2 protein-coding genes are annotated in these 8,441 nt (G+C 70.9%); both read left to right on the top strand.

The features are described from left to right. The first annotated feature begins 11 nt into the window (after nt 1-11). On the top strand, nt 12-4,601 hold the full coding sequence (gene bcsA, locus D9599_RS17180) for a UDP-forming cellulose synthase catalytic subunit (RefSeq protein ID WP_198382505.1): 4,590 nt from the start codon (nt 12-14) through the stop codon (nt 4,599-4,601). Nucleotides 4,602-4,605: 4 nt separating this feature from the next. Continuing rightward, nucleotides 4,606-8,379, top strand: coding sequence for a cellulose synthase subunit BcsC-related outer membrane protein (locus tag D9599_RS17185; RefSeq protein WP_198382506.1), 3,774 nt, complete (start codon nt 4,606-4,608; stop codon nt 8,377-8,379). Nucleotides 8,380-8,441: the final 62 nt, after the last annotated feature.

Genomic DNA, 8,441 nt, shown 5'->3' on the forward strand with positions numbered 1-8,441 from the left:
CGGCCATGCGTATGACCGCGACAACCGGACGCCTTCCCATCGTCGGGCGGGCCATGCGGCTCGCCAGCATCCTGCTGGGGCTGCTCGCTACCCTGTTCGTTATCACGGTGCCGCTGAGCGGCGAGCAGCAGGCGGTACTCACCTTTGTGGGGATCGCCGCCTTCCTGCTCGTCAATCTGTCGAAGACCCGCCGCGCCACCGTTCTCCTCGTCATGCTCTCCTTCGCCATCACCTCCCGCTATCTCTGGTGGCGCCTGACGGAGACACTGGAGTTCGAGGCCTTCCTGCAGGGCTTTCTCTCGCTCGGCCTCTTCGCGGCGGAGTGCTACGCCGCTGCCCTCCTCTTCCTTTCCTACGCCCAGCTCACCTACCCGCTGAACCGCAAGCCCACCGCACTGCCCCGCGATCCCGCGGAGTGGCCAAGCGTGGATGTCTACGTCCCTTCCTACAACGAGAGCCTCGAGATCGTCCGGCCGACGGTGCTTGCCTGCATGAACATGGACTGGCCCCGCGACAAGCTGAACGTCTATGTTCTGGATGACGGTCGCCGCCCGGAGTTCCGCGCCTTCTGCGAGGAGATCGGCTGCGGCTACATCATCCGCCCCGACAACAAGGGCGCCAAGGCCGGCAACATCAACCACGCGCTGCGCCACACGGACGGCGAATACATCGCCATCTTCGACTGCGACCACGCACCCACGCGCGCCTTCCTGCAGATGACGGCTGGCTGGCTGGTGCGCGACGAGCGCCTGTCCCTGGTGCAGACCCCGCACTACTTCTACTCGCCCGATCCCTTCGAGCGGAACCTCGCGCGCAGCCGACCCGTCCCGAACGAGGGGCTGCTCTTCTACGGTGCTATCCAGCCAGGCAACGACCTGTGGAACGCAGCCTTCTTCTGCGGCTCCTGCGCTCTCATCCGGCGCACCGCGCTGATGGAAGTCGGTGGTGTCCCGCACGAGACGGTGACCGAAGACTGTCACTGCTCGCTCCGGATGCAGCAGAAGGGTTGGCACACGGCTTATATCCGCCTGCCATTGGCCGCTGGCCTGGCGACTGAACGGCTCGCCATCCATATTGGCCAGCGCATGCGCTGGGCCCGGGGCATGATCCAGATCATGCGCCAGGAGAACACGCCCTTTGCTCCTGGCCTCACCTGGGCACAGCGGCTCTGCTATTTCACGGCCGGTTTTTCCTTCCTCTTCGCGCTTCCGCGAATCGTGTTTCTGACCTCCCCGCTCGCCTTCCTCTTCTTCGGCCAGAACATCATCGCGGCCTCGCCGCTGGCCATCATTACCTATGCCGGCAGCCACATGTTCCACGCCATCGGCACCGCCTCACGCCTGAATGGAAAAAATCGCCACTCCTTCTGGTCCGAGATCTACGAAGCCTGCATGGCGGCGCCCCTCATCCTCGTCACGCTCGCGACGCTATGGGACCCGCGCAAGGGCAAGTTCAATGTCACCGACAAGGGGGGGCGGCTGGAGGAAGGCTATCTCGACGTCCGCGCCGTGCTGCCGACGCTTCTTCTGCTCGGTGCTCTGCTGGTCGGCGTCAGCATTGGCGTCTACGGCACCTTGACGACGGAGCCGGGATCGCTCGAATTCCATGCCTATCTGCTGAACACACTCTGGACCGCGCTGTGCCTCGTCCCCGTCTCGGCCGCCATTGCCGTGGGGCTGGAGCGTGAGCAGATGCGTGACCGCGCGCGGGTCGAGGTAAACCTGCCGGCCGAACTCGTCCTGTCTGACGGGCGTCGTGCGGCGGCCCATTCCTCTGACATATCCATGTCGGGCGCCCGCCTGCTGCTGGACCGTCCGCTCGGCATCGCGGACGGCGACCAATGCACCGTGGCGTTCGACCTCACCGGCGAGATCGTGGAGGTCCGTGCCACCCTCCTGCACTGGGAGGAGGGCGAGGCCTTCCTGCGCTTTCACATCGAGAACGTCGTCGATGAGGCGGCGATGGTGCGCGTCTTCTTTGGTCGTCCCGACGCCTGGGTGCACTGGGACCATTGGCCGAAGGACCGCCCGCTGCGCGCGCTCCGCGACGTGATCATGGCTACCAAGGACGCCGTCTTCCGCAAGTACCGCTTCAAGATGACAAAGGTTCCCAGCCGAGTGAGCAAGCCCGTGCCAGTCGAGCAGATCCGCAGGTCCGACGTGGTGCGGCCGAAGTCGCAGGCCGGGGCGCCGGACGCGCGGGTGAAGGAGACCACCGCGGCCGCCATCGCCCTGCTGGCCCTGCTGCTGCCGGGCGTCGCGCAGGCTCAGGCTTCGGCACCCGCGGCGCAGGGACCGCGCGCGCCGCAGGTCCGTCCCTCCGCCGGGCAGCCGACGGCGGCACCTGCCGCCCAGCCCTTCTTCGCGCCTCCTGCCACGCCGGAACCGCCGGCCCCGCCGATGGGCGTTGCGCCGCTCCAGGCCGCTCCAGCCGCCGCTGCTCCGGCGCCCCCTGGAAGCGTGCGCGAGGCAAGGCTGACTTTTCGTGACCTCGGCCTCACCGGGCCCATGCGGTTCCGCGGCACCGCAGACCTCCAGGGGGTTCTTTTCGGCCTCTCGCGCGACGAGGTGGTGACCGCCGCACGCCTGACGGTGCAAGGCGGCGCCTCGGCTGCCCTGATTCCCTCGCTCAGCCAGATCGCCGTCACCCTGAACGAGCAGTTCGTCGGCAACATCGCCCTCGACCCCGCGCGCCAGGCCTTCGGCCCGCTCTCCTTCGACATCGACCCGCTGAACTTCGCGGAGGTGAACCGGCTGAACTTCCGCTTCGCCGGCCGTTATGCGCCCGAGTGCAACGACCCGCTCTCGGGCCTGCTCTACGCCAATATTTCGGATCTCTCGACGCTCCAGCTGACGATCGAGCGCCTGCCGCCGCAGCGTGACCTTGCGCGCCTGCCGGAGCCGCTCTTCGACCGCCGCGTGCTCCGCGGTGCCCTCACCCTTCCGGTCGTCATCCCGGCCGAGGCGGGAACGCAGGGCCTCCGTGCCGCCGCGATCGCCGCCTCCTGGTTCGCGGTGGCGGCGGATTACCGTGGGGCGAGTTTCCCGGTGGACCGCGGCGTTCCCGCCCAGGGTAACGCGCTGGTCATCGCCGCTGGCCCGGATGCCGTGCCCGGTCTCGCCCTGCCCCGCTTCGAGGGGCCCACGCTCGCCTTGCTCCCCAACCCGTCCGATCCTTACGGCACTCTGCTCGTGCTCGGCGGCCGGTCCGAGGCGGAAGTCGCGCAGGCCGCGCTCTCCCTCGCCGCCGGGCGCGGCGGCGTTGGCGGCGAGGTCGCCCGCGTCTCCCCGCCCGGCCTCGCGCCGCGGGCACCCTACGATGCGCCCCGCTGGCTCCCGACAGACCGCCCGGCATCGTTCGGCTCGCTGGTCGATCGCTCGGAGCTTCAGGCCTATGGCTATACCCCCGGTACGATCCGCGTGCCCGTGCGCACGGCGCCCGATCTCCTCACCTGGTCTGATCGCGGCATCCCCGCCGATATCCGCTTCCGTGCCCCGAACGGACAGGCGGTGGATGTCGCTGCATCGCGTCTCGACGTGCTGGTTTCCGAGAACTTCCTGAAGTCGTTTCCCCTTGGCTCCGGTGAGCGGATCTGGCCGCTGAACCAGCTGGCAGGATGGCTCTTCCCGGATGCTGGGGTGCGCAGCGGCCGCGCCATGGTGCCCACCTACGTCCTGTTCGGGCGGGAGGAGTTGCAGATGCGCTTCGACATGCGCCCGCTGAACCGCGGCGAGTGCACCGCCGTGCCCGGCGACATCCGCGCGGCGGTCGACCCGGACAGCACGATCGACCTCTCCCACGCCTGGCGCTACGCACGCCTGCCCAGCCTCGGCTTCTTCGCCTCGGCCGGCTTCCCCTTCACCCGCATGGCGGATCTCTCCGGCACCGCTGCCGTTCTGCCGGAGCGGCCGAACACGCTCGAAGCCGGCGCCTTCCTCGACACAGTCGGCATGCTCGCGGCGAATGTGGGCCTTCCCGCCACGGGCCTCACGGTCGTCTTCCCGCCATCCCTGCAGACGGTCGCGGGGCAGGACCTTCTGGTGTTCGGGACGCTGGGCCGCCAGCCCGCCGCCGCGACGCTCCTCCGCAACGGGCCTGTGGGCGTTCAGAACGACCGCCTGACCATCGCGGCCCCCGATGCCCTGGCCGATCTCCGGGCCCTGTTCCTCGATCGTCCCGGCGCTTCCGAGGTCACCCGCGCCTCCGCCGCCCTTTCGGAACTGGGGGAGGGCGTTTCCGTTCTCGTTGCGACCGAGAGCCCGCTGACCTCGGGCAAGTCGGTCGTGGCGATGCTCGGCGCGACCCCGGCCGCGCTGTCGGATGCCGTTGCCACGCTGCGCGATCCCGAGGCGTCGGCTCGCGTGCAGGGCGACCTTGTTGTCATTAATGGCGGCCGCGCCACGGGCTACCGCACCGGCGCAACCTACGCCGTCGGCAATCCGCCCTTCTGGGTGGTGCCCTACATCTGGCTCGGGGGCAGCCCCTGGCGGGTGGCCGGCCTGTTGCTCGCCGCCGCGCTGCTGCTCGGCCTTCCGTTCTACTGGCTCCTGCGACGCCGTGCCGCCATCCGGCTGCGCGCCAGAACCCCGAAGGGGCACTGAGACGATGAGCGGAATCCGCCGAGGGTCGCTGCGGGCTGCCCTGAATGCCGGTCTGGGCGTCACCCTTCTCGCCACCTTGCCGGGCCTGGCGGCCGCCCAACTTCCCGTGACACCCCCGGGGGCGGTGGAGGTGCTGGTCCGTCAGGCCGAGCGCTGGCTCGCCCAGGAACGGGTGGACCTCGCCGCCCCCGCGGTGGAGCGCGCGCTGGCTGCGGCCCCAGACAGCCCCTCCGTCCTCTCGATAGCCGCAAGGCTGGAGGTGGCGCGCGGGAACCGCGAGACGGCCAACGCCTTTCTGGCCCGTCTCCGCGCCGCCGGCGCCACGCCCGAGCAGCGTTCCCAAGCCGAGACCGCGGTGCGCAGCGCGGCCATCGACCGCAGCGCCATCGAGGACGCGCAGCGCCTGGCGCGCGAAGGGCGAGCCGATGCCGCCGCACAGCGCTACCGCCAGGCCTTTGGCGCCGGGGGCCCGACGGATGCCTTCGCTCAGGAGTACTACCAGACGCTTGCTGGCACCGAGGCCGGCCGCGCCGAAGGCCAGCGCGGGCTCGCAACCCTTGCCGCCCGCTCCGGCGCCACCGATCGCACGCGGCTGGCCTATGCCCAGAGCCTGACCTACACCGCCTCCACCCGCGCCGAGGGCATCCGTCGGCTGGCCGAGTTGGCCGACCGCCCGGAGGTCGCGCAGGAAGCCCGTCAATCCTGGCGCGCCGCTCTCGGCTTCTTCGGCAACAACCCTGCGGCTGTGCCGGGCATCGAGGCCTATCTCCAGCGCTACCAGGACGATGCGGAACTCCGCCGCCGGCTGGAGGGCCTGCGCGCCTTGCCGCCTCCGGTTCCGTCCGACCCGAATGCCCCGGCCCGCCAAGCCGCCTTCGCTCGGCTGGATTCCGGCGCGCCTGCCGAGGCCGCCCGCGCCTTCGAAGCTATCCTCGCCGCCAACCCGAACGACGCGGATGCGCTGGGCGGCCTTGGGGTCGTGCGCCTGCGCCAGGGCAATCAGCCGGAGGCCCGCCGCCTTCTGGAACGAGCCGTCGCCGCCGATCCCTCCCGCGCGCAGCAGTGGCAGCGGGCGCTGGACGCCGCCTCCTACTCCACCGACCTCGCGGAGGCACAGGCACGCCTCCGCCGCAACGACCTGGAGGGCGCCGACGCGGTCGCCCGCCGCGCCGCGATGCGCGAGGTGGATGATCGGTCCGACGCCGAGGTGGTGCTGGGTGAGCTGGCCTTGCGCCGCAACGACGCCGCCGGCGCCGAGGCCCGCTTTCGCGCGGCCCTCAGCCGCCGTCCGGGCTTCGGCGCGGCCCAACAGGGGCTGAACGCGGCCTTGCGCGCCCAAGGCCGCCCGCCCGCCTTTGCCCTGGCAGCGCCCGCTCCGGCAGCGCGTCCCGCTACGAGCACGGCGAACCCGGAGGCGAATTCCTATCGTGCCGAGGCAGCCCGCGTGGCTGATCCTGCCGCGGCCGCCGCCATCCTTCGCAACGCCGTCGCTGCAGCCCCCGAGGACCCCTGGGCTCGCCTAGACCTCGCCCGCGCGCTCCGCCGCCAGGGGCGCGGCGCCGAGGCGCGAGGCACGGTGGAGGATCTCGCTGCCCGCTCGGCGAGTCCCGATGCCGCTTACGCTGCCGCCCTCTTCGCGGAGGAGGACAACCGCGCCGCCGACGCCGATGCCCTCCTCTCCCGGATCGCGCCCAGTCGCCGCAGCCCGGACATGTCGCGCCTGGCCGCCCGCATCCGCGGCCAGCGCGATGTGCAGTCCGCCGCCGCCCTGCTGCCACTGAGCCCGGCCGAGGGCCGCTCCCGCCTGCTCGCCCTTGCCGCTCGCCCGGATCCCACCGGCAGCACCGCCGTCGCGGTGATCCGCGCCTTCGGCGAGGCGAATGATCGTGTCGGCGCTGCCGAGGCCGCCCGCGTGGCCGTCGCCAACCGCGCCTCCAGCGGTGCGACCGCACGCATCGCCATTGCGGGCGCTCTTCTCGGCGCCGGGCTCGACGCCGAGGCCACGGCTCTCGCCGCCGAGGCCGAGGCGGCCGGCGCCACTGCGGAGCAGCGGCGCGACCTGGCCCAGCTTCGAGCAGGCGTTGCGGTGCGTGCTGCCGACCGGCTGAACGAGACCGGCGCCCAGGCGGACGCCTTCGAGCGCCTGCGCCCGGTCCTCGCCGACGATCCGAACAACGGCGATGCCCGCCTTGCCCTCTCCCGCCTCTATCTCGGCGCCCGTCGCCCGGAGGAGGCGCTGCGCGTGGCCGAGGCCGTGCTGGCGCGCGATCCGCGTAACCTCGATGCCCGCCGCAGCGCCATCGAGGCGGCCCTCGCCCTTGGCGACCGTCCGCGCGCCGAGGGGCTGCTGGCCGCCGCCCAGGCCAGCAGCCCGCGAGATTCACGCGTCGCGCTGCTGGAGGCCCGCGTCGCCCGTGCCGCCGGTGATGAAGGCCGCGCCCGCCGTGCGCTCGAGATGGCGGGCAGCCTTCGCAGTGCGGAACTCGGCGGCACCACGCGTGCCAACGCCGTTGCGGCGCCCGGGGCCATTCCGCTGGGGGGTCTTTCGAACCCTTTCCTGCGCACCGCCTCAAGCACCGGTCCCAGCTTCACCGCTGCCCAGCCCGCCGATCCTGTCCTGCGCGGCATCCAGGCCGAAGCCGATGCGCTGCGGAACGAGGCCGGCACCCTTCTCTCCGGCGCCGTTGCCGGTCGTCTCCGCTCGGGCGATCCGGGACTTGACCGGTTGCAGGAGCTCGGCGCCACCTTCCAGGCGGAGATCTCGCCGGGCACGCTGGGCGGCCGCCTGACGGGATCGGTCCAGCCCGTCGTTATCGAGTCCGGCTCGCCCAGCGCCGACGTGCAGGCGCTGCGCCGCTTCGGCACCAATGCCCTGAACACCAACCTGGCCAGCAGCGCCGCCGGCATCGCCCAGCGGCGCGATACCAGCGCTACCGGCGTCGCGCTCGCCGTCAACTACGTGCGGGCAGACTGGCTGAAGCTTGACATCGGCAGCACCCCGCTGGGTTTCCGCAACAGCAACATCGTCGGTGGCCTCGAGCTGTCGCCCGCCCTGACGGATCGCCTGCGCGTCCGCGTGGCCGGCGAGCGGCGTGCGGTGACGGACAGCCTCCTCTCCTGGGCGGGCGCGGTGGACGACCGCACAGGCGCCAACATGGGCCCGGTGATGCGCACCACCGGTCGCGGCCAGATCGAGGTACCAATCGGCGCCGGCTACGCCTATGCTGGCGGTGGCTACTCCACTTTCGAGGGCGACAACGTCGCCAGCAACACCCGCATCGAAGCCGGCGCGGGCGTCTCCCTGCCCATCACCAAGACCGCAAGCGGCGAGCTGACCTCCGGGGTGGATCTTGTCTACTTCGGCTACGACCGGAACCTGCGCTACTTCACCCTCGGCCATGGCGGCTACTTCAGCCCGCAGCAGTACACCGCGCTGAACATCCCTGTTGATTACCGCGGCCGAGCGGGCGACGTCAGCTACCGGATCGGCGCCACCGTGGGCTACGCCGCCTACCGCGAGGATCAGGCGCCGCTCTTCCCCAACAACCCGGGTTTGCAGAGCCAGGCCGAAGCGCTGGCTGCCTCCACCGCCCGAAGTTCCTCCCCCGTCAGCGCATTCTACCAAGGGCAGTCGCAGAGCGGCTTCGTTGGCGGCGTACGAGCGGAGGTGGACTGGGCCATCAATCCCACGCTCACTCTTGGCGGCGCCGTCCGATATGACAAGGCAGCCAACTTTGATGAAACCCGGGTGCTCATGCGGCTCCAAAATCGCTTCTGATGACACCTCGCATGAGGATTCGCTTGTCAGCGCCTCGCGAGATGCGATTTTCAGAATTCTAG

It is taken from the genome of Roseomonas sp. KE2513, assembly GCF_016107305.1.
Classification (GTDB): Bacteria; Pseudomonadota; Alphaproteobacteria; order Acetobacterales; family Acetobacteraceae; genus Roseomonas.